This window comes from Bradyrhizobium sp. CFUWI (assembly GCF_056429085.1).
This window is the reverse complement of the sequence record NZ_JBWJZE010000022.1, coordinates 1-21,950: the sequence shown is the minus strand read 5'-3', so window position 1 is coordinate 21,950 and position 21,950 is coordinate 1. Positions and strand designations below refer to the sequence as shown.

Sequence of the window (21,950 nt, the reverse complement as noted above, 5' to 3'; positions counted from 1 at the left end):
CAAGTACAACGGCAAAGTTTCGCGCGCGCCTTCATGGGAGCTACGCGTTCACAGCATTAAGGGCGCGCGTGCGGTGCAGCATGTTGCGATGCGTGCGAGCAGCATCAGCGGCGCGCGAGATCGCTCTTCGCGAGATCCCACATCAGGCAGTAGGTGCCGACCGAGACTGGGAGCGGGAGGGGCGCCGCTGCCGGGCCGGTGAAGCGCTCGGCGATCACGGCGGAGACCGCACCGACATGCGTGCCGTCGATCAGCACGTACCAATCGCGCGCGCCTTCATTGCGCACCGCCGGAATGTCCGCCGTCGCGCCGGACAATTCGGGCTCGCTTTCGAGCAGGTGCATCGAGGCGATGCCGTCGCGCCGCTCGGGCGTCAGCTTTTCTTGCAGCGCATCACGCCATGCCGCGGCATTGTCCGGCGTCGGCCGCAGTCGCACCAGGCCGAGAGCCGCCCCGCGTCCGCTGCCGTTGCTGACGGTGATCCGCGCGACCACGCGGAGCATGTCCTTGAAGCGCGCCATGATCTGCCGCGACCAGTCAGTCGGGTTCGCCAGCCGCGCCTTGTAGGCGGGGCTGTCGAGCACCTCGAGCGTTGCGGTCGAGTACAGGCAGAGGTATTTGGGATTGGCGGCATGCGCGACATAGCGCCGCGCTTCGAGAAATCCGTCGATCGCGACCCGCTCTTCCAGATGCTCGCGATCGTACCAGCGGTTGAAATCGACTTCATCTGCGACGTCGATATTCATCGACGTCAGCAGCATGCCCTTCCCGGCGAGCGGCATTTTCTTGTTGTCCTTCCCATGCGAACCCAGACCCTCAGGGCGAGGAGGCGTGTAAGCGCCGTCTCGAACCATGCAGGCCCGCTGGTGCATCTCGGCCTTTCATCCTTTGAGACGCGCTCTCCGAGCGCTCCTTAGGATGAGGAGATAGACCCTAATGCCCGATCTTCGATGCGAGGTCCGCGATCGACTTCATCACCGCATCCCTCACGCCGGCATCATAGAGCGAATGTCCGGCTTCTTCCACGATGCGAAGCTCGGAACCCGGCCAGACTTTCGCCAGCGCCTGCGAGGTCTGCGGCGGACAGAGCAGGTCGTAGCGGCCCTGCACGATAATGCCGGGAATGCCTTCGAGCCGGCCCGCGTTCCGCAACAGCTGGCCTTCGCTCATGAAGGAATCGTTGACGAAATAATGCGCCTCCATGAACGGCGTCGCCGGCAACGTACGCCAGACGTTCAGCGAGGCAAGGTCGAGCCGCGTCTTGGCCGCCTTGTGCTCGGACAAGGCGCGCTCGGTGTCATGCCAGGCTCGTGCCGCAGGTCCGTGCACGGCCGGATCGGCATCGAGGATGCGGCGCCAATAGGCGTCCACCGGCCGGTCGCGCTCTTCCGGCGGCAGCACGCTCAGAAAATCCTCGTAGAGCGCGGGGTAGAATTGCGGCAGGCGCACCGTGAACGCGGTGTCGACCTCGGCCCGCGTGCCGAGGAACGTCGCGCGCAGGGCAATGCCCGAGACGCGATCGGGATGCGCCTCTGCATACGCCAGCGCCAGCGTCGCGCCCCAGGAGCCGCCGACCACGATCCAGCGTGAGATGCCGAACTTCTCACGGATTGTCTCGATGTCCGCGACCAGATGGGCGGTGGTGTTGTGGGCGCGCGAGCCCTTGGGCCGGCTGCGGCCGCAGCCGCGCTGGTCGAACAGCACGGCGCAGAAACGATCAGGATCGAACAGCCGGCGATGGTCCGGCTGGCAGCCGCTGCCGGGTCCGCCATGCAGGTAGATCGCGGGAATGCCGTCGCTGCGGCCGACGCTCTCGACGTAGAGCTCGTGGCCGTCGCCGACGTCGAGCATTTCGGACGTCAGCGGCGCAAACGGATCGGCGCGTCTCGCTGCCGAGCCTGCGTCGGCGTCAGGTCCCATTCTCGGATTCCAGGGTGCCGCCGGCGAAGTTGCGATAGAGGAAGCGGCTGGTCTCGCCCTCGGCCTCGCGCTCGGCCTGCTTGAAGATGGTCTCGTGCAGCGGCGACAGCGCGCAGGCCGGATCGGTGTTGGTGGCGTCCCCGGTCAGCGCAAAGGCCTGGCAGCGGCAGCCGCCGAAATCGATCTCGCGGAACTCGCAAGACTTGCACGGCTCCTTCATCCAGCCGGTGCCGCGATAGCGGTTGAAGGCCTCGGAATTCTGCCAGATCCAGGCGATCGAATGATTGGAGCGGACGGATTCGAACTCGAGCCCGGTGATGCTCTCGGCGGCGTGGCAGGGCAGCACCTTGCCGGCGGGCGAGATGTTGAAGAACTGCCGGCCCCAGCCGCCCATGCATTTCTTCGGCCGCAGCGCGTAATAATCCGGAACGACATAGTCGATCGTCAGCCGACCCTTCAGCCGCTCGCGCGCCGCCTCGACGATTTCAGTGCACTCGTCCAGCTGCGCCACTGTCGGCATCAGCGCGGCGCGGTTCTTCAGCGCCCAGCCGTAATACTGGACATTGGCGACCTCGAGCCGGTCGGCGTCGAGATCGAGCGACATCTGGATGATGTCAGGCAGCTGGTGCAGGTTCTGCCGATGCATCACCGCGTTCACGGTGAGCGGCAAATCGAGCTCGCGCGTCCATTTCGCCACTTCGAGCTTCTTGCGATGCCCGCCCTTGTAGCCGGCGACGCGGTCGGCGAGGCCCTCTTCGATGCCCTGGAAAGAGATCTGCACATGGCAGAGCCCGGCATCGGCAAGCTCACGCAAACGCTCGCGCGTCAGCAGCACGGCCGAGGTGATCAGATTGCTGTAGAGCCCGACCTCGCTGGCGTGCTTCACCAGCTCGACGAGATCTTTCCGCGCGGTCGGCTCGCCGCCGGAGAAATGCACCTGGAGCACGCCGATCTCGGCGAGCTCGCTCAAGACCTTCTTCCATTCCTCGGTGGTCAGCTCCTTGCCCGAGCGGTCGAGCTCGACCGGGTTGGAGCAATAGGGACATTGCAGCGGGCAGCGATGCGTGATCTCGAGCAGCACCGCAAGCGGAATGCCGAACGTTTCCGCGGTCGAGCGCTGCTTCTCCAGCACCGCCAGGCTGTCGCTGGGTGGGATGGTCACGTCGGTCATGACGTCTTCTCCCTGATCTCGGTGAGAAAGCCCTTGTCGGCGAGATCCTGCAGCATGACGATGACGTCGGCCAGGATCGCCTCGCGGGGAGCTGCGTATTTCGCCGCCAGCTGATCGGAGACGTCGCCGACGCTGCGCTTGCCGTCGCAGAGCTGCAGCACCTCGACCGCGATCTCGTCAGGCGCCAGCACCCGCTCCGGCGCCAGGATCACCCACACCTTTCGGGTCTCGTCATATTTCAGCTTGGCATGCCGCGGCAGCACGGGGCGGCTTGCCTCGCTGACGCTGATGTTCCGCGGCCCGGCCATCGATCTTCCTCTCAGCCCGCTTTGGGCACGAACGCGCCCGGCGGAATATGGCCCTCGACATAGGCGTGCTGGAGCGCGTCGAGCTGCACCCACAGCACGTTGGTCTTGAAGATAAGCGCGTTGCAAACCTGCGCGCGCTGCTCCGGCGTCGTGGCGTGCGTCTTGACATAGTCGAGCGCAAAGTTGGCATCGCGCGGCGCCTGCGTCAGGCGGCGCTTGAAGTAGCTCATGGTGTCAGGATTGACGAAATCGTAATGCTGCAGCATGCCCGCGATGCGCTCTTCGTGGATGCTCGGCGCGAACAGCTCGGTGAGCGAGGAGGCGATCGCCTCCAGCGGGCTCTTCTCGCGGCAATAGTGCACGTAGGCCTCCACCGCGAAGCGCGTCGCCGGCAAGATGCCTTCGGTGGATTCCACGTAGGCGGTGTCGAGGCCGAGACCTTCGGTCAGCTTGATCCAGCGCTCGATGCCGCCTTCGGCGCCGACATCGCCGTCATGGTCCTCGATGCGGTGGCGCCATTCCAGGCGCGTGGCGCGGTCGCGGAAGCGCGAGATCACCACCGCGTCCTTGATCGGGATCGTGCTCTGGTAATAGTAGCGGTTGAGCGCCCAGGCCTGCACCTGGCCTTTGTTCAGCTTGCCGCCGTGCAGCAGCTTATGGAACGGATGCAGGCTGTGATAGCGCGTCGCCCCGATATGGCGCAGCGTCGCCTCGAGCTCCTCGGCCGAGTTGAGCCTGATATCCCTGCCGATCGAGAGCGCAGTCATTCCAGTCATTGATGCCGCATTCAAAGCACGATCTCCGTTCCATCCGCCGGTATCTGCCAGCCCGCCGCCTCAGCGGCCTTGCGCTCGGGTGAGGCAGGCAGCAGCGCCGGGTTCGAGTTATTGATATGCAGAAATATCTTCCTGTCGATATCGAGATCGGCCAGCCGCGCGATGGCGCCGTCGTCGCCGGACATCGCGACATGTCCCATGCTCTTGCCGGTCTTGTGGCCGAGGCCAGCCCTGATCATCTCGTCGTCCCGCCAGACCGTGCCGTCGAAGAACACGAGCGAGGCGCCGTCGATCTCGGCCTTGAGCGCGTCGGTCACGTCGGCACAGGCCGCGATGAAGTAGAAATATTTGCCGGTCGCCTTGTCGGTGATCTTCAGGCCCAGCGTATCGCCGTCGCCGCTGGTCCCACCGGGATGCGCCTTGCCTTCCAGATACCAGGCCGACTTGCCTGAGACCGCGAAGGGCAGCACTTCCAGGCCGGAGCGTGTGCCGTCCGTGAGGCGCGGCTCGAACGGCTCGCGGATCGAAATCGGCTGGCGCCGCACGTGCTTCTCGTTCAGCACGTTGAAGATGCTGTTGCTGGCGAGGATCGCCAGCACCTTGTCATGCGCATAGATCGTGAACGGCGAGCTCTCGCGCATCGAGAGCAGGCCCGCCACCGCATCCACTTCGCTGTTGGTCAGGATCACGCCCGCAATCGGGCTATGGCGCAGCGCCCCGGCCCTGGGGTGCAGTTGCGGCGTGGCATTCAATTGCTGGCGCAGGTCGGGGGAGGCGTTGATCAGGAACCAGCTCTCGCCGTCGCCGCTGAAGGCGACCGAGGCCTGCGTCCGGTGCAGCTCAGGCCCGCCTTTGCGGGCCGCCCGGCAGCCCTCGCAGCCGCAATTCCACTGGGGAACTCCGCCGCCGGCGGCGGCGCCCAGGACGACGACGCGAAGCATGATCCGTCTCCTGGAAGGAACACGCGCGGTGGATCTCAGGCCGACGCAAATGCCGACACAGATTCTTTCCTTCGGAAACGCCTCGTGACCGAAAGATCCACCGCCGCAGAACGCGAGATCGCCGACCGGCTTACTTGCGGGTGGCGCTCACATACATGTTGATCTCCATGCCACAGGGCACTTCGACGATCTTCGGGGCTTTCCATGCCATTTTGGCTCTCCATTTCTCGAATTCGGACGTATCCGCCCATCCGCTAAGTTAATGCCGGCGGAGAAGTTCGCTAGTGAAATTTTCCCGGACCTAGGTAGTAGGCCTGCGGAATTGTTGCACTGCAAAGAGAGCGCATTGCGGCCGTAAAAATCCGCAATGGACATAGGCAAGAACCGCCGATAGGTCGTGATCCCTGTCGGGATAAACGAGTTGTGAGTTTAGATCGGCTTCCAATCGTCTGCTGGCGACCCCATTGGATCAGGCATGCCCAGATATTTCTTCAACACCCGTATCGGCGACGAACTGATCGTGGATCCTGACGGAGAGGACCTGCGCAACCCCGATGGCGCCTGGGAGGTCGCCCGCCAGATGATCCTGGAGGTGGTGAAGTCGGAAGGCGCTCAGCGGGCCCTGCTCGAGGCGGTGATCGAGGTGACCGACGACGAAGGCGAGGTCGTGCTGGAGTTTCCCTTCACCGAGGCGCTGCTGGACCTGCCCGATCCGTCCGCGACAAGGCATTGAAACCCCGCTCGCTCCCCGTCATTGCGAACGTAGCGAAGCAATCCAGACTGCCTCCACGGAGGGGTTCTGGATTGCTTCGTCGCAAGGGCTCCTCGCAATGACGGAGAATGTGGCGTCGTCCCGCGTCAGCCCCCTTCACCCCTGCGAAATCCACATGGCTTTGCCGCGTTCCGGGCGCTAAAAGACGCCGGATACACGGAGCAAGCCATGCAAGATCTCTGGCGCCTGTCGGCCGCCGACCTCGCCACCCTCGTCAAATCCAGGAAAGTCTCCGCCAGGGAGGCGGCCAAGGCCGGTCTTTCCCGGCTCGATGCCGTCAATCCCCAGCTCAATGCGGTGATCGACCACCGGCCGGACGACGTGCTCAAGCAGGCCGACGCCGTCGATGCCGCCATCGCGCGAGGCGAGGATCCCGGCGTGCTCGCCGGCGTGCCCGTGACCATCAAGGCCAATGTCGACCAGGAAGGCTTTGCCACCACCAACGGCCTGAAGCTGCAGCGCGACGTGATCGCGCGCGAGGACAATCCCGTCGTCGCCAACTTCCGCAAGGCCGGCGCCATTTTGCTCGGCCGCACCAATTGCCCGGCCTTCTCCTATCGCTGGTTCACCACCAATCTCATCCACGGCGACACCAAGAACCCGCGCGATGCATCGCTGACCCCGGGCGGCTCCTCGGGCGGCGCCGGTTCGGCGGTCGCGGCCGGCATCGGCCACATTGCCCACGGCACCGATATTGCCGGCTCGATCCGCTATCCTGCCTATGCCTGCGGCGTTCACGGCCTGCGTCCGACCCTCGGCCGCATCCCCGCTTTCAATCCCGCGCTGCCGGAGCGCCCGATCGGGCCGCAGATCATGGCGGTGTCGGGTCCGCTGGCGCGCACCGTCAACGACCTCAGGATTTCGCTCGAAGCGATGGCGGCCCGCGACATCCGCGATCCCTGGTTCGCGCCCGTGCCGTTGCAAGGCCCCGCTCGGGACAAGCGCGCCGCGCTTTGCCTCAATCCCGGCGGCCTTGCCACCACACCGGAGGTGAAGGCGGCGGTGAGCGATGCCGGCAAGCGGCTGGAGCGCGCCGGTTGGACCGTCGATGTGATCGAGGACACGCCGCCGATGCGCGAGGCGGTGGAGTGGCAGATCAAGCTCTGGCTCGGCGATGGCTATGAGGCGCAGCTCGATATGGCTGAGCGCGAGGGCGATCCCGGCGCGCTGGCGTGTCTGCGCGGCAACCGCGCCAGGGTGACGCCGATGGACCAGGCCAATTACGCCAAGGCGCTGACCCGACGCGCCACGCTGACCCGTGAGTGGATGCTGTTCTTCGAAAAATATGCCGTGCTGCTGACGCCGGTCTCGGGCGAGCTGCCGTTCCCGGATCACCTCGACTGCAAGGACGACGAATCCTTCAAGCGGGTCTGGGAAGCGCAGCTGCCGCAGATCGCAATTCCCTTCATGGGATTGCCGGGCCTCGTGGTCTCCACCGGCCTCGTCGGCAAGGCGCCGGTCGGCGTGCATGTCGTCTCCGGCCGCTACCGCGAAGACCTTTGCCTGCTCGCGGGCGAGGCGATCGAGGCCGGCGGCGTGCCGCCGTCGCCGATCGACCCCGTGGGCTAGCGATGTCTGCTATTTACGACTTCAAGGCCAACTCGCTTGCCGGCGAGGAGGTGCCGATGAGGCGTTTCGAGGGACAGGTGCTGCTGATCGTCAACACCGCGAGCAAATGCGGCTTCACGCCGCAATATCGCGGGCTGGAGGATCTGCATCGCGATCTCTCGCCGCGCGGCTTTTCCGTGCTCGGCTTTCCCTGCAACCAGTTCGGGGCGCAGGAGCCGGGGCAGGCGAGCGAGATCCAGGCGTTCTGCTCGAGCAATTACGACGTCACCTTTCCGTTGTTCGCCAAGATCGACGTCAACGGCGCAAATGCGCACCCTCTGTATGAGTACCTGAAACGCCAGCAATCGGGCCTGCTAGGGGCCTCCATCAAATGGAATTTCACCAAATTCCTGGTGGACCGTGAGGGCCGCGTGGTCGCACGCTACGCGCCGACCGCCCGGCCGGAAGGATTGCGGACTCAAATCGAAACACTGTTGTGAGCGAGACAATCATGAGCGACGAATTTCCGGACCGCCTGTCGGTCGATCCGAACAGCCCCTATTACAACGCGGACATCCTGTCGCGCGACGTCGGCATCCGCTTCAAGGGCATCGAGAAGACCAATGTCGAGGAGTACTGCATCAGCGAAGGCTGGGTCCGCGTCACCGCCGGCAACGCCAAGGACCGCCACGGCAACCCGCTGACCATCAAGGTGCACGGGCCCGTGGAGCCGTATTTCAGGGACAAGAAATAGTTTCTGAGCGCGCGACGCGCTCTCTCCACGTCATTGCGAGCGAAGCGAAGCAATCCAGAATCTCATTGTTGAGGCAGTCTGGATTGCTTCGTCGCTTCGCTCCTCGCAATGACGAAAGTGAAAGGCCACCCCATGTCCGTCCGCATCGTCGACGTCCGCGAGATCACCAAGCCGATCTCGTCCCCGATCCGCAACGCCTATATCGACTTCACCAGGATGACGACGAGCCTCGTCGCCGTCGTCACCGATGTGGTGCGCGACGGCAAGCGCGTCGTCGGCTACGGCTTCAATTCCAACGGCCGTTACGGCCAGGGCGGCCTGATCCGCGAGCGCTTTGCCCCGCGCATCCTCGAGGCCGATCCGAAGTCGTTGCTCGATGAAGCCGGCGGCAATCTCGACCCCGACAGGGTCTGGGCCGCGATGATGACGAACGAGAAGCCCGGCGGCCATGGCGAGCGCTCGGTCGCGGTCGGCACCATCGACATGGCGGTGTGGGACGCGGTGGCGAAGATCGCCGGCAAGCCGCTGTTCCGATTGCTCGCCGAACGGCACGGCGTCAAGGCCAATCCGCGCGTCTTCGTCTATGCCGCCGGCGGCTATTACTATCCCGGCAAGGGCCTGTCGATGCTGCGCGGCGAGATGCGCGGCTATCTCGATCGCGGCTACAACGTCGTGAAGATGAAGATCGGCGGTGCCGATATCGGCGAGGACCGCAAGCGCATCGAGGCCGTGCTGGAAGAGATCGGCAAGGACGCGCAGCTCGCCGTCGATGCCAACGGCCGCTTCAACCTGGAGACCGGCATCGCCTACGCCAAGATGCTGCGCGACTATCCGCTGTTCTGGTACGAGGAGGTCGGCGATCCCCTCGACTACGCGCTGCAGGCCGCGCTGGCCGAATTCTATCCCGGCCCGATGGCGACAGGCGAGAATCTCTTCAGCCACCAGGACGCCCGCAATCTGATCCGCTACGGCGGCATGCGCCCGGATCGCGACTGGCTGCAATTCGACTGCGCGCTGTCCTACGGCCTGTGCGAATACCAGCGCACGCTGGAGGTGCTGAAGACCCACGGTTGGTCGCCCAGCCGCTGCATCCCTCACGGCGGCCACCAGATGTCGCTCAACATCGCGGCGGGCTTAGGCCTCGGCGGCAACGAGAGCTATCCCGACCTGTTCCAGCCCTATGGCGGCTTCCCCGACGGCGTCCGCGTCGAGAACGGCCACATCACCATGCCGGATTTGCCGGGCATCGGCTTCGAAGGCAAGTCCGATCTCTACAAGGAGATGAAGGCGCTGGCGGAGTAGGGCGGCTGGTGCCGCACACTCCGTCATTGCGAGCGCAGCGAAGCAATCCAGAATCTTTCCGCGGCGGCAGCCTGGATTGCTTCGTGGCTACGCTCCTCGCAATGACGGAGGGGTGAGGTCTCGAAATCGTCTTGCGATTGTGATATGGTGCGCGCTCGTTCCAATCGAGCGAAATCATGAAACAGCCGTGCGTCTACATGTTCGCCAATCGTCGCAACGGGACGATCTACGTCGGCGTCACGTCGAACCCGCCGCGCCGCGCGTTCGAACATCGTGAGGGTTTGGTGAAGGGGTTCTCGTCGAAGTACGGCTGCAAGCTCCTCGTCTGGTACGAGCTGCACGCGACCATGACTGACGCGATTGCGTGCGAGAAGCAGATCAAGGGCGGCAGTCGGGCGAAGAAGCTCGCGCTGATCGAGAGCATCAATCCGGACTGGACCGTTTGTACGACACGCTGATCTGAGCCTGGAAAGCGGTAATCAAGCGCAGGCACTTGTCACATTCACCGTCATTGCGAGCGTAGCGAAGCAATCCAGGATCTCTCCGTCGAAGCGGTCTGGATTGCTTCGTCGCTACGCTCCTCGCAATGACGAATGTGGTGCGACTCGACCGCCCCTACGACAACCGCATATCCAAGAGCCTTCGCCCTTCGCCCTTCAGCAGCTTCTTCACCGCGCTCGAGGCCACCACCTCGCCGTCATTGGCGTAGGCCTCGTGGTTCTTCTCGATGTCGTCGAGGCGGTAGAGGTAGTTGACCATCACGCCGGCGGATTCGCGCAATCCCTTCGGTGAGAGGTCGCCTAACCAGTTGATGCGTTCGAGCCTCGCGCCGTTGCCGAGATGGAAGCGGGCGACGGAATCGATCAGCTTGCCCTTCGGCGTGCGCGCCTTGAGGAAGTAATGCGCGGCGAGGGGCTCGATCACGCCGCGGAGCAGCGTCGTCGTCTCGGGGTTCTCGAACCATTTGGGATCGTCGAGGCGCTTCAGCACCTCGCGGTCCTCGTCCGACAGCGGCAGATCCTTGTCCTGCTTCACCCAGGCCATGAAGCCGGGCACCGGCGACAGCGTCACGAAGGTGTCGAGCTTCGGCGTTTCGCGCCGCAGTTCCTCCACCACCTGCTTGATCAGGAAGCTGCCGAAGGAGATGCCGCCTAGGCCGCGCTGGGTGTTGGAGATCGAATAGAACACGGCGGTGCGCGCGCGCTCTATCGGCAGGTGCCGGCGGTCGACCGCAAGCAGCGGCGCGATCGCGCCCGGGATCGTCTCGGTCAGCGCCACCTCGACGAAGATCAGGGGCTCGTCCACCATCGCGGGGTGGAAGAAGGCGTAGCAGCGGCGGTCGACCGGATCGATGCGGCGGCGCAGATCGTCCCAGTCGGAGATCTCGTGCACGGCTTCGTAGCGGATGATCTTTTCGAGGATGTTGGCCGGGGTCGACCAGTCGATCCTGCGCAGCACGAGAAACCCCCTGTTGAACCACGAAGAAAGAAGATGCGAGACGTCGCGGTCGAGCGCGGCGAGATCGGTGTGCCCGTTCATCATGTCGAGCAGATCGGCGCGCATGGCGACGAGGTCGCCGGTGCCGCCGGGCGCGCGGTTGAGCCTGCGGATCAGCTCCTGCCGCCGCGGCTCCGAGGCGAAATGCAGTGAGCTCGCGTCTTCGTCGCTCGGCGCGGCGCGCCATGTCTCGATCGCCCTGGACAGGCGCTCCCGGTCCGGGCCGAAATCGCGTACCAAGCCTTCGAAGAAGGCGCGGCGTCCCGCCGCATCGAGCTCCCGGTAGATGTCGAGCACCTCGCGCGCGATGGCGATACCCGATGCTTCGCCCCGGCCCGACAGCAGCGCATCGCACAGCTCGAGCAGTCCGTCGGCATCCCGTCCGGTGTCGGCGGATTCGCCGCGACGAAGCAGCGTGCGGCCGCGCTCGGAGATGGTGGCGAGCAGGTCGGAGAAGAAGGCGTTGGCCATTGGGGCTTTCGTATCAGGTTTGTGCGTTGCGGAAGCTTACACGGGATTTGGGTGGAAGCCGATCACAATCAAGCGGAGGAATGCGGCAACTTTAGTCGGGCCGTGCGTTTGGAGAATGCCGGCATGCCGTTGAATGCGGACAATGTCACCGAGGGCTGCGCCGCCGTAGGGTGGGCAAAGGCGCAAAGCGCCGTGCCCACCTTCTGTCGATGACAGGGAAAGACGTGGGCACGCTTCCGCCGTCGCTCTTCGAGCTAGGCGGACAAGTCGCTTTGCCCACCCTACGATTTCTGCAGTTTGAGGCGTTCCAACTTCCACATCGTCATGGCCGGGCTTGTCCCGGCCATCCACGCCTCTCCACGCGGCACGAAGAACGTGGATGCCCGGGACAAGCCCGGGCATGACGACCTCTTATGTTGGTAGCCTACTTCCCCGCAAACTCCGTCGGCGTCCGTCCCGTCACCTGGCGGAACGCGGCCGAGAACGCCGGCACGCTGGCATAGCCGAGCTGGGTCGCGAGCTGCTTCACCGACACGCTGGCATCGGTCGACAGCCGCTGGATCGCCGCCGCAATCCTTGCGCGCTGGCACCAGCTCTTGAAGCTGAGCTGCGTTTCCGTCGAGAACAGCCGCGACAGCGTCCGCGCCGAGGTTCCGACCTCCCGCGCCAGCGTGTCGATGTCGTGTAGCCCCGTGGGGTCGTCGAGCACGATCATCGCGGCGCGGCGGCAGCGCACTTCGCGCGGCAGCGGCACGAAGGTGGTGGAATCCTCGGCCTGGTGCAATTCCAGCATCACCAGGCGCACCAGGAGCTCGGTGCGCTCCTCGGTGTTGCGCGGGTCGAACAGCGCCAGGATCGCCTGGTTCAGCAGCGGCGACACCCGCACCACGAATTCCCTGGTCAGGCCGTCATAGCGCTGCTCGCGCTTGAGCCACGACAGGTCGAAATACAGCGTGCGCATCTCGATGTCGGCGAGCAGGTCGATGGCATGTTGAAGCCCGGCCGGCACCCAGACCGCGCGGTCCGGCGGCACCAGCCAGCGTCCCCCCGGCGTCGTCACCTGCATGGTGCCCTTGGCCGCATAGATCAGCTGCGCCTCGCGGTGCAGGTGCGGTTCGATCCGCAGGCCCCTGGGATAGTCGCGCGCAACCAGGTGCACGCCCGCGGGCGAGCGATGGTTGCTGCGGACCTCCCGCAGGATTGGCGTTTCCAAGATTGGCGTTTCCAAGACAGTCATTGGCAGCATCCCGTCATGGGGAGGACATATAACTCATTTCGGAGCAGGAGAGGATTCGGGAATGAACAGCCCCAGTCGGGTCATCAGTTTCGTCAACGCAGGCCATTTCATCGACCATTATTCGATGCTGATCTTCGCCGCCGCCGTCATCATCATGGGCCCGGCGCTGGGCATGGCCTATTCGGAACTCCTGCCTTACGCGACGCCGGGCTTCGTTGCCTTCGGGGCCGGCTCGCTGCTGACCGGCTGGCTCGGCGACCGCTGGAGCCGCCGCCACATGATGCTGATCTTCTTCGTCGGCATCGGGGCATCCATGGTCGCGGTCGGCTTCGTGCAGACCCCGGCGCAGCTCGGCGCCGCGCTGCTTGCGATCGGCATCTTTGCCTCGATCTATCATCCTGTCGGCACCGCCATGATCGTGTCTTACGCCGACCGGCTCGGCCGCGAGATGGGCATCAACGGGGTCTGGGGCAATCTCGGCGTGGCTTCCTCCGCGCTCGTCACCGGCGTGATCGGCCAATATCTCGGCTGGCGTTTCGCCTTCATCATTCCCGGCGCGGTCACGATCCTGATCGGCATCGCCTTTGCGATGATGGTCGTGCACGAGGACCGCAAGGGCGCCAGGCAGGCGGCGGCGCAGGCGCGGGTGGCCAAGCAGGACATGTGGCGCGTGGTGCTGTCGCTGCTGATCGTCGTGATCGCTATCTCGACCACGTTCAATGCCGTCACCGTGGCGCTGCCAAAACTGTTCGCGGAGCGGCTGGCGGACTTGACCAAGAGCCCGGCGCTGCTCGGGGTCATCGCCGCCTGCGTCTACGTGTTCGGCGCGATGACCCAGTACACGATCGGCCGGCTGCTCGACCGCTATTCGCTCAAGACGGTGGCATTGCCGCTGTCCTTCATGCTGGCGCCGTTCCTGTATCTGGCCGCCAGCCTGGAGAATTTGCCGCTGATCCTGGTCTCGATCGGCATCGTCATGGGGGCGTTCGGGCAGGTCACGGTCAACGACGCCATGGTCGGCAAATACACCAGCGAGGAGTGGCGCTCGCGCGCCTATGCCGTGCGTTACTTCATCGGCTTCACCGCGGCGGGGGCCTCGGTCGGCCTGGTCGCCTGGCTCTACGAGCAGGGCGGCTTCGTCACCATGCTGCACGCCTTCGCCGCCCTCTGCCTGCTCGCGATCGCAGCCGCCATCATCCTGCCGCGCGAGATCAGGACGCCGCAGGCGGTGTGAGGTCTTTGTGAGGCGGGCAACTGTCTCCACATCGTCATTCCGGGGCGCGCGTCAGCGCGAACCCGGAATCCATCGGGCGGCAGCGACTGCGGAGAAATGGATTCCGGGCTCGTCGCTGCGCGACGCCCCGGAATGACGGGCAACGGAGCGGCTCCTCACGCACGCCGCCGATCATGCAACTCTGCCCCTGTTTTGCCCGACGAAGCAAACCGCTTCGGCAAGGCCGAAATTTTCCCGAGCGTTTTCAGCCCCATCCCTACTGTGCATGGGGTTGTTTTCGCGTTTTGTTGTCGCCGGCTCCCTCCTACGTCTGGAACCGGCTCCACCTCCTGCGGGTTCTATTCCCATGGCCCCGACGCCGGGGGTGAAGGGGGTAATCATCTGCATGCTGTCGCGCCTGCTCCGATCGGCCTGGCTTGTCCCCGCGGCGCTCGTCCTCACCACCATCGCGGCCGTCGCTGAAACGGGCAAATCGGCCGGCCCGTCCGAATTGCTGCTGGTGGCGCAGATCGTGCTGCTGATCGCGGTCGGCCGCGGTCTCGGCGAGATCATGATGCGCGTCGGTCAGCCCTCGGTGATCGGCGAATTGCTCGCCGGCATCATTCTCGGGCCATCGCTGTTCGGCTGGGTCTGGCCGGAGGCGCAGCACGCGATCTTCCCCAAATCGCCCGAGCAGAAGGCGATGATCGACGGCATCGCGCAAGTGGGCATCCTGCTCCTGCTGCTGCTCACCGGCATGGAGACCGATCTCAAGCTGGTCCGCAAGGTCGGCAGGGCCGCGATCGCGATCTCGATCGCCGGCATCGTCGTGCCCTTTGCCTGCGGCTTCGCGCTCGGCGAGTTCCTGCCCGATGCGCTGCTGCCCAACCCGGAACAGCGTCTGGTGGCTTCGCTGTTCATGGGCACGGCGCTGTCGATCTCCTCGGTCAAGATCGTCGCGGTGGTCGTGCGCGAGATGAACTTCATGCGCCGCAATGTCGGGCAGATCATCGTCGCGACCGCCGTCATCGACGACACCATCGGCTGGATCCTCATCGCCGTTATCTTCAGCCTGGCTTCGCACGGCACGCTGGACATTGCCTCGGTGGCGAAGGCGGGACTGGGGACGCTGCTATTTCTCGCGGTCAGCTTCACGATCGGCCGCCGCCTGGTGTTTCAGCTGATCCGCTGGGCCAACGACAATCTCGTCAGCGCCGCGGCGGTCATCACGGTGATCCTGCTGCTGATGTGCGTGATGGCGATGATCACGCATGCCATCGGCGTCCACACCGTGCTGGGCGCCTTCGTCGCCGGCATCCTGGTCGGGGAGTCCCCGATCCTGACGCGGCAGATCGACGAGCGCCTGCGCGGCCTGATCTCCAGCTTCTTCATGCCGGTGTTCTTCGGCCTCGCCGGCCTTGCCGCCGATCTCTCGGTGCTGCGCGATCCCAATCTCCTGATGTTCACCGGCCTCCTGGTCGTGATTGCCAGCGTCGGCAAGTTCGGCGGCGCCTTCGTCGGCGGCACATTGGGCGGCCTGAACAATCGGGAATCGCTCGCGCTCGCGAGCGGCATGAACGCGCGCGGCTCGACCGAGGTGATCATCGCCACCATCGGCCTGTCGATCGGCGTGCTCAGCCAGAACCTGTTCACGATGATCGTGACCATGGCGATCGTGACCACGATGGCGATGCCCCCGATGCTGCGCGCAGCGCTGGCGAGGCTGCCGATCAACCAGGAGGAGAAGGAGCGGCTGGAGCGAGAGGAATTCGAGAAGCGCGGCTTCCTCGCCAATCTCGAGCGGCCCCTGCTGGCGGTGGACGAAAGCGTCAATGCCACCTTTGCCGCCCACCTCGCGGGCCTGATCGCCGGCATGCGCGGCCTGCCGATCACCGTGCTGCATATCGGCCGAAACGCGAAGGAGCAGGAGAAGGGCCGCGAGGAGGAGAAGAGCCACGAAGCCGTGGTGAAGAAGGCGGCCGTTTCTGTCAGCAGCGAGAGCGAGGCCGGCAGCATCGACGTCGTCACCCGCGCAAGGCGTGCCGAGCTCGGCGAGACCATCACCGAGGAGGCGCGCAAGGGTTTCGATCTCCTCGTCGTCGGCATCGACAAGGTTGCCGCGACCAAGGATCGCTTCGACCGCAAGATCGAGGACATCGCCGCGACGTTTGAGGGACCGCTCGCGATCGCCGCGGCGAAGGGCAAGCACCTGAAGCAGCCGAACCCCGACGGGCTCAACATCCTCGTTCCGGTCTCCGGCAGCGGCATCTCCAAGCGCGGCGCCGAGGTCGCGGTCGCGCTGGCGCAAGCAGGATCGGGCTCGCTCCGGGTGATCTATGTCGCGACCACGCGCGACAAGGGCGCGCAGCGCGGCGCTTCCCGCGGCCTCGGCCAGGAGGCGAGCATCCTGAAGGACGCCAGCGATCTCGCCGCCCGCTACGACGTCGACATCACCACCACGCTGCGGGTGAACCGGGCGCCGGAAGCCGCGATCCTGCGCGAGATCGACACCACCGATGTCGATCTCGTCGTCATGGGCGTCGACCGCATCCAGGCCGACCACCTCTCCTTCGGCGGCGTCGCCGACGCCGTGCTGCGGCAGTCGAAGGTCTCTGTGCTGCTGGTGTCGAGCGGCGAGGCAAGGCAGGCTCCGGCGGAGAAGGCTTGAAATCTCTCTCCGCCGTCATTGCGAGGAGCGAAGCGACGAAGCAATCCAGACTCTTTCCGCGGAAAGATCCTGGATTGCTTCGCTGCGCTCGCAATGACGATCATGGTCGATAGCGGTCGCTTACTTCACCTCCGCCACCGGCTGCGCCTTCGGCGTCTTCTTGCTCGCCCGCCAGTTCTCGAAACGCTGCACCACCACGAAGAAGGCCGGCACGAACAGCACCGCGAGGCAGGTCGAGGCCAGCATGCCCGAGAACACGGTGATGCCGATCGACTTGCGCGCGCTGGCGCCGGCGCCGGTGGCGAGCACCAGGGGCACCACGCCGAGGATGAAGGCGAACGAGGTCATCAGGATCGGGCGGAAGCGGGCGCGCGCCGCTTCGATCGCGGCTTCCAGCACCGGCTTGCCGTCACGGCCGTGCAGCTCGAGCCCGACCTCGACGATCAGGATCGCGTTCTTGGCCGACAACGCGATCAGCAGGATCAGGCCGATCTGGCAATAGAGGTTGTTGTCGATCTTGAGCCCGGAAAGGATCAGCATCGGCCCCAGCAGCGACAGCGGCACGGCGAGGATCACCGAGATCGGCGCGTACCAGCTCTCATACTGGCCGGCGAGCACCAGGTAGACCAGCAGCATGGCAAGGCCGAACACCCAGTAGATCTGGTTGCTGACCGCCTTCTCCTGATACGACATCGCGGTCCATTCGTAGCCGGTGCCGGGCGGCAGCGTCTTGTCCGCGATCTCCTCCATCAGCTTCAGCGACTGGCCGGAGGAATAGCCCTGTGCCGGCAGGCCGATCACGGTCGAGGAGGGATAGAGGTTGTAGAGGCTGATCAGCGACGGCCCCGTGGCCGGCGTGATCTTGGCGACGGTGCCGATCGGGATCATGTCGCCGTTGGAATTGCGCACCATCATGTTGGCGATGTCGCGCTCGGTGACGCGGAAGGCGGGGTCGGCTTGCGTATAGACCTGGAACACGCGGCCGAACTTGTTGAACTGGTTGACATAGGACGAGCCGAGATAGGTCGACAGCGCCGCGAACACCTGATCGGTGGTGACGTGCAGCGTCTGGGTCTTGACCCGGTCGATCTCGACGTTGAACTGCGGCACCGAGGAGCGGAACGAGGACTGCACGCGCTGCAGCGCGCTCTGGCTCTGGCCGTTCGAGACCACCGCGCCGGTGATGGCCTGCAGCTTGGCGAAATCGCTGTTGCCGTCGCGCAGCTCCACCTGCATCGAGAATCCCGCGGCGTTGCCGATGCCCTGGATCGGAGGCGGCGGCAACACGATGGTGCGTGCCTCCATGATGGTCGCGAGCTTGTCGTTGAGGCCGTAGACCAGCGAGCGCAGATCCTCGCCGGGCCCTTTGCGGGCGTCCCAGTCCTTCAGGATGATGTAGGCGACGCCGGCATTGGCGAGGCTCGCGCTGTTGTCGAGCGCGGAAATGCCGGCGATGGTGATGACCTGCGCCACGCCGGGCGTGTCCTTGATGATCTCGCTGGCCCTGTCGAGCACCTTCTGGGTCCGCTCCAAGGCGGCGCCGTCGGGCAGCTGCACGGCGGCGATCAGATAGCCCTGGTCCTCGATCGGAAGGAAGCCGGTCGGCACCCGCGACAGGCCGTAGGCGCTGGCCCCGATGATCAGCAGCGCGAACGCGACCGAGACGGTGGCATGTCTCACGAGGAAGGTGATCAGCCGCGTGTAGCCGCGCTCGACACGGTCGTAGACCGCGTTGAAGCCGCGATAGAAGAAATTGCGCTGCTCCGGCGGCACCGCCGGCCGCAGCCACAGCGCGCATTGCGTCGGCTTCAACGTCGCCGCGTTGATGGCGGACAGAAGCGCGGTCGCCGCGATCACCAGCGCGAATTGCGAATAGATGCGTCCCGTCAGCCCCGCGAGGAACGAGGCCGGCAGGAACACCGAGATCAGCACCAGGGTGATGCCGACGATCGGCGCGAACAGCTGGTCCATCGCCTTGATCGCGGCATCGTGGCCGTTCATGCCCTGCTCGATGTTGTGCGCGGCGCCTTCGACCACGACGATGGCGTCGTCGACCACGATGCCGATCGCCAGCACGATCGCGAACAGCGTCGACATGTTGATGGTGAAGCCGAGCGCCGCCATCGCGGCGAAGGCGCCGATGATGGTGACCGGCACGGTGGTGGCCGGCACCAGCATCGCGCGCCAGTCCTGCAGGAACACCAGGATCACGACCAGCACCAGCAGGCCGGCCTCGATCAGGGTCATGTAGACCTCGTGCACCGAGGCCTCGACGAACTTGGTGGTGTCGAAAGGCGTGTCGTATCTGATGCCTTCCGGAAACCGCTTGGCGAGCTCGGCCATCTTCTTCTCGACGGCCTGCTCGACCTGGAGCGCGTTGGCGCCGGGCGACTGGAACACGCCGATGCCGACGGCCGGCTGCTTGTTCAGCGAGAAGATCTGGCTGTAGGTCTGCGCGCCGAGCTCGACCCAGCCGACGTCGCGCACCCGCGTGACGTCGCCGCTGCTGCCGGACTTGACGATGATGTTCTCGAACTGACTGGTGTCATCGAGCCGTCCGTTGACGTTGAGCGTGTACTGGAACGCCTGTCCCGGCGGCGTCGGCGGCGCGCCGACCTGGCCAGCGGCGACCTGCTGGCTCTGTTGCTGGATCGCCTGGATGACGTCCTGCGGCACCAGCCCGCGGACCTGCAGCTTGTTCGGATCGAGCCAGACCCGCATCGAATACTGGCCGGCGCCGAACACGGTGACGTTGCCGACGCCGGGCAGGCGCGAGAGCTCGTCGCGGATGTTGATGGTGGCGTAGTTGCTCAAGTAGAGGCTGTCGTAACGCGAATCCGGCGAGGTCAGCGTCACGAACAAGAGGATCGAGGTCGACCGCTTCTGCACGGTGACGCCCTGGTTCTGCACCGCCTGGGGCAATTGCGACAGCGCGCTGGAGACGCGGTTCTGCACCAGCACCTGCGCGAAGTTGAGGTCGGTGCCGATCTTGAAGGTCACCGTCAGCGTATAGGTGCCGTCCGAGCCGCTGTAGGACTGCATGTAGAGCATGTCCTCGACACCGTTGACCTGCTGCTCGATCGGCAGCGCCACGGTGTCGATCACGGTCTTGGCGCTGGCGCCGGGATAGCGCGTGGTGACCTGCACGGTCGGCGGCACGACGTCGGGATATTGCGCGACGGCGAGGTTGAACAGCGCGACGCCGCCGATCAGGATCATCAACAGCGCGATGACGTTCGAGAGGACCGGCCGCTCGATGAAAAACTTTGAGATCATGGCTGGCCCCTTACTTGCTCGAGGCTTGCGGCTGCTCGATCTTCGTCACCTGCGGATCGATCTTCTGACCCGGGATCACCCGCAGCAGCCCCGCGATGACGATGCGATCGTCCGGCTTCAGGCCGCTTTCGATCACGCGCAGCCCGTTGTCGAGCGGCCCGATCTGCACCTTGCGCTGCTCGACGACATTGTCGCCGTTGACCACCAGCAGATAGCGGCCGCCCTGGTCGCTGCCGAGCGCGGCGTCGGGAACGAGCAGCGAGTCCTTTTCCTGGCTGAAGGGTACGCGGACGCGGACGAAATAGCCCGGCACCAGCACCCGCTTGTCGTTGGCGATGAGGCCGCGCACCGCCAGCGTTCCGGTGGATTGATTGAGCGTCGGCGAGACGTAGTCGAGCTTGCCCTCGTGCGGATAGCCGGTCTCGGTCTGCAGTCCCACCTGAATCGGGAATTGCTTCATGTCGGCGGGGGTCAGTCCGCGGCGGGTGGCTTCGGCGCGGATGCGCAACACGTCCTGCTCGTTGACGGTGAAGTTCACGTAGATCGGGTCCATCGCCACGATGGTGGCGAGCTGGGTCGGCGAGGAAACGCCGACGAGTTCGCCGACCGAGACCATGTGGGCGCTGACGATGCCGTCGAACGGCGCCGTCACCTTGGTGTAACCGTAATTGACCTCGGCGAGTTTCGTATTGGCCTGGGCCTGCTGCAGATTGGCTTGGGCATTGTCGCGGTTGGACGTGGAGGTGTCGAGCGTGGCCTGCGAGACTGCCTGGCGCTGCACCAGCTCGGCCTGCCGCTTGTAGTCGGCTTCCGCCTGCCGGACCGAGGCCTGCGCGCCGATCTCGGCCGCCTGCGCCTGCTCGAGCTTGAGCTTGTAGGTCTCCGGCTCGATCGTGAACAGCTGGGTGCCCTGCTTGACGAAGGTGCCGTCCTGATAGTCGATCGATTGCAGAAAGCCCTGCACCCGCGCCACCAGATCGACGCTCTTGATCGGCGCGGTGTTGCCCGTGGCCTCGATGTAGCGCGTCACTGGACGCTGCACGGGCGTTGCCACGTCCACCTTGGGCGGCGGTGGTGCCACGAACGTGTTCTTGTCCTCGCAGCCGGCGAGCAAGGCCACGAACGCCGCAGCGGAAAGGACCCGCCCGATATGCCTCCACGCTCCATTGCGTCGCGCGGCAGTGGCGGGATTCGTTGCGGTCATTCGGTAGCCCCCGATTCTGTCTGTCGGTGCGGCAGGCTAGCAATAAAAGACTGGCCGTGGAACACCATAGCCATGGCAGTCACCGGCCTTGCCCTGCAACGAGCGATGTGGCCTTTGACAGGTTTATCACGACAAGCCGCTTTTCACCGAGGGCGTGATCGACCAGAATTGTTTCGAAGGCCGCGCGCGACAAACGCAGCGGTCGGGAAGAAGAAAAGGTGGGAAGACCATGACATGCCAACGCCATTTCGGTCGGCTCGCGCCGGCCTCGTTCTTGCCGCGATGCTCGCCATGCCCGCGCTAGCAGACGGCTTGACGGACGAGATCGCACCGACCGGCAAGCTGCGGGTCGCGATCGCCATCAGCCCCGCGGGTGGCGCGTTCTGGTCGACCAAGACCGAAGCCGGCTATGCCGGCGTCCCGGTCGATCTCGGCAAGGCGATGGCCGCCCAGCTCGGCGTCCCCGTCGAATATGTCGTGCACCAGAATTCCGGACAGATCACCGACGCCGCGTCGAAAGGGACATGGGACGTCACCTGGCTGCCCAGGGATCCCGAGCGCGAAACCAAGATGCTGTTCGGCCCGATCTACGAGGTCGCGGACGCCACCTACATCGTCAAGGCGGGCTCGGCCGTCACCAATTTTGCGACGCTGGACCAGCCCGGCATCAAGGTCGCCGCCGTCAACGCCACCACGACCATGCGCGGCGCGATCGCGCATCTGAAGCGTGCCAAGGTCACGGGCTATCAGACCTATGACGAGATCTGAGCTGGCCCCGGTTGTCTGAACAGAATATCCGCGTCGATAAGTGGAGCCTCTGCCGGGGTTAGGCTGCCGTGCGGAGCGGCAGCGGGGTGAAGTAGGCTTGATCCGGTGTGCTGCCGTCAAGGCT

The 21,950-nt window shown here is 65.1% G+C and carries 18 protein-coding genes and 2 pseudogenes; 9 read left to right on the top strand and 11 right to left on the bottom strand.

Annotated elements, in window-relative coordinates; all coding sequences use genetic code 11:
* Positions 1 to 104: 104 nt before the first annotated feature.
* The 7 genes from AC066S_RS32205 to pqqA all read right to left on the bottom strand — a co-directional run bounded on the left by AC066S_RS32205 (position 105) and on the right by pqqA (position 5,327).
* On the bottom strand, positions 105 to 782 hold the full coding sequence (locus AC066S_RS32205) for a hypothetical protein (protein WP_478271504.1): 678 nt from the start codon (positions 780 to 782) through the stop codon (positions 105 to 107).
* Between the two features lie 151 nt (positions 783 to 933).
* Positions 934 to 1,920: a prolyl aminopeptidase gene (pip, locus tag AC066S_RS32200; protein WP_478271503.1), complete on the bottom strand. Its 987-nt coding sequence runs from the start codon at positions 1,918 to 1,920 to the stop codon at positions 934 to 936.
* Positions 1,910 to 3,091, bottom strand: coding sequence for a pyrroloquinoline quinone biosynthesis protein PqqE (gene pqqE, locus AC066S_RS32195; protein ID WP_478271502.1), 1,182 nt, complete (start codon positions 3,089 to 3,091; stop codon positions 1,910 to 1,912). Before pqqE ends, pip begins: the two co-directional genes overlap by 11 nt.
* Positions 3,088 to 3,399 carry a pyrroloquinoline quinone biosynthesis peptide chaperone PqqD gene (gene pqqD / locus AC066S_RS32190; protein ID WP_126255155.1) on the bottom strand — a complete coding sequence of 104 codons (312 nt, stop codon included), beginning with the start codon at positions 3,397 to 3,399 and terminating at the stop codon, positions 3,088 to 3,090. The genes pqqE and pqqD overlap by 4 nt, the downstream gene beginning before the upstream one ends.
* Before the next feature lie 11 nt (positions 3,400 to 3,410).
* Positions 3,411 to 4,166, bottom strand: a complete 756-nt coding sequence (gene pqqC / locus AC066S_RS32185; RefSeq protein WP_430644559.1) for a pyrroloquinoline-quinone synthase PqqC — start codon at positions 4,164 to 4,166, stop codon at positions 3,411 to 3,413.
* Between the two features lie 20 nt (positions 4,167 to 4,186).
* The gene (gene pqqB, locus AC066S_RS32180) at positions 4,187 to 5,116 is read right to left on the bottom strand and encodes a pyrroloquinoline quinone biosynthesis protein PqqB (protein ID WP_478271501.1); all 930 of its coding nucleotides are present in this window, start codon (positions 5,114 to 5,116) and stop codon (positions 4,187 to 4,189) included.
* Between the two features lie 130 nt (positions 5,117 to 5,246).
* Entirely contained in the window at positions 5,247 to 5,327 is an 81-nt protein-coding gene (gene pqqA, locus AC066S_RS32175) for a pyrroloquinoline quinone precursor peptide PqqA (RefSeq protein WP_007595659.1), read from the bottom strand.
* Positions 5,328 to 5,591: 264 nt separating this feature from the next.
* Here pqqA and AC066S_RS32170 point away from each other — a divergent pair, with 264 nt between their 5' ends.
* From AC066S_RS32170 to AC066S_RS32145, 6 genes and pseudogenes are all read left to right on the top strand, one after another.
* Positions 5,592 to 5,849, top strand: coding sequence for a DUF6894 family protein (locus AC066S_RS32170; protein WP_126255158.1), 258 nt, complete (start codon positions 5,592 to 5,594; stop codon positions 5,847 to 5,849).
* Between the two features lie 207 nt (positions 5,850 to 6,056).
* Positions 6,057 to 7,457, top strand: a complete 1,401-nt coding sequence (locus tag AC066S_RS32165; protein WP_478271500.1) for an amidase family protein — start codon at positions 6,057 to 6,059, stop codon at positions 7,455 to 7,457.
* Positions 7,458 to 7,459: 2 nt separating this feature from the next.
* Positions 7,460 to 7,936 (top strand): glutathione peroxidase, encoded by a 477-nt coding sequence (locus tag AC066S_RS32160; protein WP_478271499.1) that lies wholly within the window; start codon positions 7,460 to 7,462, stop codon positions 7,934 to 7,936.
* A gap of 11 nt (positions 7,937 to 7,947) precedes the next feature.
* On the top strand, positions 7,948 to 8,190 hold the full coding sequence (locus AC066S_RS32155; protein ID WP_008559805.1) for a DUF3297 family protein: 243 nt from the start codon (positions 7,948 to 7,950) through the stop codon (positions 8,188 to 8,190).
* 132 nt (positions 8,191 to 8,322) lie between these two features.
* A complete protein-coding gene (gene tarD, locus AC066S_RS32150; RefSeq protein WP_135162732.1) occupies positions 8,323 to 9,492 on the top strand; it encodes a D(-)-tartrate dehydratase in 1,170 nt (389 codons plus the stop codon).
* Positions 9,493 to 9,668: 176 nt separating this feature from the next.
* Positions 9,669 to 9,955: pseudogene (locus AC066S_RS32145) on the top strand (GIY-YIG nuclease family protein).
* 152 nt (positions 9,956 to 10,107) lie between these two features.
* On the opposite strand, the gene AC066S_RS32140 reads toward AC066S_RS32145, so the two are convergent.
* Positions 10,108 to 11,460 carry a malonyl-CoA decarboxylase gene (locus tag AC066S_RS32140; protein WP_478271498.1) on the bottom strand — a complete coding sequence of 451 codons (1,353 nt, stop codon included), beginning with the start codon at positions 11,458 to 11,460 and terminating at the stop codon, positions 10,108 to 10,110.
* A gap of 424 nt (positions 11,461 to 11,884) precedes the next feature.
* Positions 11,885 to 12,706, bottom strand: coding sequence for an AraC family transcriptional regulator (locus tag AC066S_RS32135; protein ID WP_478271497.1), 822 nt, complete (start codon positions 12,704 to 12,706; stop codon positions 11,885 to 11,887).
* Positions 12,707 to 12,758: 52 nt separating this feature from the next.
* Here AC066S_RS32135 and AC066S_RS32130 point away from each other — a divergent pair, with 52 nt between their 5' ends.
* Both AC066S_RS32130 and AC066S_RS32125 read left to right on the top strand, forming a co-directional pair.
* Positions 12,759 to 13,931 carry an MFS transporter gene (locus AC066S_RS32130; RefSeq protein WP_478271496.1) on the top strand — a complete coding sequence of 391 codons (1,173 nt, stop codon included), beginning with the start codon at positions 12,759 to 12,761 and terminating at the stop codon, positions 13,929 to 13,931.
* Positions 13,932 to 14,316: 385 nt separating this feature from the next.
* Positions 14,317 to 16,578, top strand: a complete 2,262-nt coding sequence (locus AC066S_RS32125) for a cation:proton antiporter domain-containing protein (RefSeq protein WP_478271552.1) — start codon at positions 14,317 to 14,319, stop codon at positions 16,576 to 16,578.
* A gap of 120 nt (positions 16,579 to 16,698) precedes the next feature.
* On the opposite strand, the gene AC066S_RS32120 is transcribed toward AC066S_RS32125, so the two are convergent.
* Entirely contained in the window at positions 16,699 to 19,854 is a 3,156-nt protein-coding gene (locus AC066S_RS32120) for an efflux RND transporter permease subunit (protein ID WP_126255165.1), read from the bottom strand.
* Positions 19,855 to 19,864: 10 nt separating this feature from the next.
* On the bottom strand, positions 19,865 to 21,058 hold the full coding sequence (locus AC066S_RS32115; protein ID WP_126255166.1) for an efflux RND transporter periplasmic adaptor subunit: 1,194 nt from the start codon (positions 21,056 to 21,058) through the stop codon (positions 19,865 to 19,867).
* Positions 21,059 to 21,292: 234 nt separating this feature from the next.
* Here AC066S_RS32115 and AC066S_RS32110 point away from each other — a divergent pair.
* A pseudogene (locus tag AC066S_RS32110) lies at positions 21,293 to 21,823 on the top strand (transporter substrate-binding domain-containing protein); the annotation flags it as partial.
* Between the last annotated feature and the right edge of the window lie 127 nt (positions 21,824 to 21,950).

Bases quoted from the DNA above. Each gene is read 5' to 3' on its own strand.
- AC066S_RS32205 (WP_478271504.1), bottom strand. From the start codon at position 782: ATGCCGCTCGCCGGGAAGGGCATGCTGCTGACGTCGATGAATATCGAC.
- pip (WP_478271503.1), bottom strand. From the start codon at position 1,920: ATGGGACCTGACGCCGACGCAGGCTCGGCAGCGAGACGCGCCGATCCG.
- pqqE (WP_478271502.1), bottom strand. From the start codon at position 3,091: ATGACCGACGTGACCATCCCACCCAGCGACAGCCTGGCGGTGCTGGAG.
- pqqD (WP_126255155.1), bottom strand. From the start codon at position 3,399: ATGGCCGGGCCGCGGAACATCAGCGTCAGCGAGGCAAGCCGCCCCGTG.
- pqqC (WP_430644559.1), bottom strand. From the start codon at position 4,166: ATGACTGCGCTCTCGATCGGCAGGGATATCAGGCTCAACTCGGCCGAG.
- pqqB (WP_478271501.1), bottom strand. From the start codon at position 5,116: ATGCTTCGCGTCGTCGTCCTGGGCGCCGCCGCCGGCGGCGGAGTTCCC.
- pqqA (WP_007595659.1), bottom strand. From the start codon at position 5,327: ATGGCATGGAAAGCCCCGAAGATCGTCGAAGTGCCCTGTGGCATGGAG.
- AC066S_RS32170 (WP_126255158.1), top strand. From the start codon at position 5,592: ATGCCCAGATATTTCTTCAACACCCGTATCGGCGACGAACTGATCGTG.
- AC066S_RS32165 (WP_478271500.1), top strand. From the start codon at position 6,057: ATGCAAGATCTCTGGCGCCTGTCGGCCGCCGACCTCGCCACCCTCGTC.
- AC066S_RS32160 (WP_478271499.1), top strand. From the start codon at position 7,460: ATGTCTGCTATTTACGACTTCAAGGCCAACTCGCTTGCCGGCGAGGAG.
- AC066S_RS32155 (WP_008559805.1), top strand. From the start codon at position 7,948: ATGAGCGACGAATTTCCGGACCGCCTGTCGGTCGATCCGAACAGCCCC.
- tarD (WP_135162732.1), top strand. From the start codon at position 8,323: ATGTCCGTCCGCATCGTCGACGTCCGCGAGATCACCAAGCCGATCTCG.
- AC066S_RS32140 (WP_478271498.1), bottom strand. From the start codon at position 11,460: ATGGCCAACGCCTTCTTCTCCGACCTGCTCGCCACCATCTCCGAGCGC.
- AC066S_RS32135 (WP_478271497.1), bottom strand. From the start codon at position 12,706: ATGCTGCCAATGACTGTCTTGGAAACGCCAATCTTGGAAACGCCAATC.
- AC066S_RS32130 (WP_478271496.1), top strand. From the start codon at position 12,759: ATGAACAGCCCCAGTCGGGTCATCAGTTTCGTCAACGCAGGCCATTTC.
- AC066S_RS32125 (WP_478271552.1), top strand. From the start codon at position 14,317: ATGCTGTCGCGCCTGCTCCGATCGGCCTGGCTTGTCCCCGCGGCGCTC.
- AC066S_RS32120 (WP_126255165.1), bottom strand. From the start codon at position 19,854: ATGATCTCAAAGTTTTTCATCGAGCGGCCGGTCCTCTCGAACGTCATC.
- AC066S_RS32115 (WP_126255166.1), bottom strand. From the start codon at position 21,058: ATGACCGCAACGAATCCCGCCACTGCCGCGCGACGCAATGGAGCGTGG.